The sequence below is a fragment of the Bacillus sp. EE-W1 genome (assembly GCF_009760835.1).
GTDB classification, from domain to species: Bacteria; Bacillota; Bacilli; order Bacillales; family Bacillaceae_G; genus Bacillus_A; species Bacillus_A wiedmannii.
Genome location: NZ_WIPE01000060.1, coordinates 210,247 through 212,568 on the forward strand (window position 1 = coordinate 210,247; position 2,322 = coordinate 212,568).

At 33.3% G+C, this 2,322-nt stretch carries 1 protein-coding gene and 1 pseudogene; both read left to right on the top strand.

Going from position 1 to position 2,322, the window contains the following annotated elements:
- A pseudogene (locus GFJ36_RS29110) lies at window positions 1–217 on the top strand (hypothetical protein); the annotation flags it as partial.
- A 368-nt stretch (window positions 218–585) separates the two neighbouring features.
- The coding region (locus tag GFJ36_RS12520) for a hypothetical protein (protein ID WP_157349594.1) at window positions 586–2,322 on the top strand (1,737 nt) is incomplete at its 3' end.

The window sequence follows — 2,322 nt, forward strand, 5'->3', positions numbered from 1 at the left end:
TGCTACAAATATAAAACTATCAATCCAGCAGTACATGGAGAAAATCGGCTATACCTGGGCCCTTATTTCATTAGATGGTAATAACTATTTGAATGAAATACAGGTTGATTCAGTAGCTGCACAAAGTACGCGTGATTTTTGGGTAAAGGTTGTAAAGGATACATATTCTCTAGCATTTGAACCAATTTATTTTAATGTTCATCTAAAACATAATTGAGGTAAATAAGATATAGATACAGTAACGAGATTAATGAAATTATAATTGACCCCAAAAACGGTTTTTATATAACAAAGATGTAGAATGTTTTCATTGGAATAAACACTGGGTCTAGCCGGAGAACTTTCTGTGAATTCTATCATAATAGAGAACTAAAAAGAGAATATGGATTGATTTTTTGTTGGTAGTAAAGAACGATTGAGTAGTTAGTATGCAGATATAGTTACCTCACCTGAAAGAGCGTTAGGCATAGAAAAAGGAGAATAAATAGAGGGTGTAGGGAAAATATAGGTTTGAAACTATGTGAAGTATTAGTTATTTGTTAACAAGCTTACATTAAAGAAAACTAGATAATATAGGGTGATAGAATGACAATTCAATTAGGAAATAGTTTACCGAAACCGGAATCTGGATGGAATCGTAAGTATTTCCAACTCGATAACGTTAACACTTTTTTTCAAGGTGTAAGAGATAAGGATAAATACCCAAATGCTACTTGGTTTATAGTAGGTGACAATAGTAATCCTTCTGCAGAAGGCTGTTGGATTGCAGCTACTGGACCCCGAAATACAAATGATGATATATTTTCATTTACATTTACCGGAACAGATTTCAGAATAATGCAAAAATATAGTTCAGGACAACGTTACAATATAAAAGTAAAAATAGATGGTGGGAATTGGATTAAAGGTTCGGTAATCTCTAATCCTCCATCAATGTTTAGAGTCTGTTTTGAGAAATTAGATTTACCTAAAGGCCCCCATAGAATAGAGGTAACTTATGATGGTTTCACTACTAGTTCAAATGATAAGGATCTTTATACGTTTTTAACTGCTGTTGATTACGCAGATTTAAGTGCTAAAGTCGGTGATGTATTAAAAGAACCGGAACCAGGTTGGAAGCGATTTGATGATATGGATAGTAATATTAAATATACAGGCACTTGGAATCATCTAGCAAACTCTAAGGGTTACTTTAACAATACAGTATCTTTTCATAATAGTGATCACGGTAACGAACCTGTCACCTGTGAGTTTGCATTTTCGGGAACTGGAATTCGAGTTATTTCAGAACACAATAATTACTCAAGTTATCGATATCCAATACAAATTACAATAGACGGTTCTTCTGAAACTTACACAATTTCTCCTAAATCTCCATTACAACAATGTTTAGCATATGAGAAATTAAATCTTTCAGCAGGTATTCATACAGTTGTAATTGAAGCTCAAGAAAATATTATAGATGCAATTGACGTATTCGGTGGAGAATTACAATCATCAGATCTATTTAATAAGTCAAAAGTATCCTTATACGAAAAAGAAAGCGGAAAAATATTTGTAGATGATTTCGATTCCGTAAATCCAAAATGGCTTATGTCACCATCAAGGGTATTTAACAATGCTGTGAAAAAAGGATTCCTACGTATGAATCATTCTGCAGATAAAGACGTTATGCTGTTAATTGATAAACCACAAAGTAACTTTGCAATTCAAGTTATTGTGGATTATGCTCCTACAATAGAGGGAGATGAAGGTGGCTTACTGATCTATCAAAATGAGAAGAATAAGGTTGAATTCCTTGAATCTTATGCTTCTAATAGTTCACAAAGCAATAAAGAGTGGCTGGCAATATGTAAAGAAGATCAATGGGACTTTTACACAAAGACAGATACATTCTTTGATTATGCGAATAAAGATTCATTATCAGCTGAACGAGTAGGTGTGGTTTTAAAAAGAGGAACTGAAGAAGGATTTGTGCCGCTAGACATAAATAAAATCATTATGACAACAAGTAATGTGCTACGTCTGCGCCAGCTATATGAAAATTATAAGATTGTATTAAAAGATACCGCAGATAATATTCTGTCTACTAACATTGTAGCTGCAGCTCATACAGGCATTGACATTCTACTTCCTTCTTTAGAATTTGAGGGAATCGTAGAAATATATGATGAAGAAAACGAACTGTTAGCAAAGAAACAATCTACCTTTTATGGTGGGGATATGTATTGTATGGGCTCATCCCTGCAAATCAAAATGAATAACGAAGAATTAAATACAACGAATCCAACAAATTTAGGTTACATGGTGAATAACGAGCGC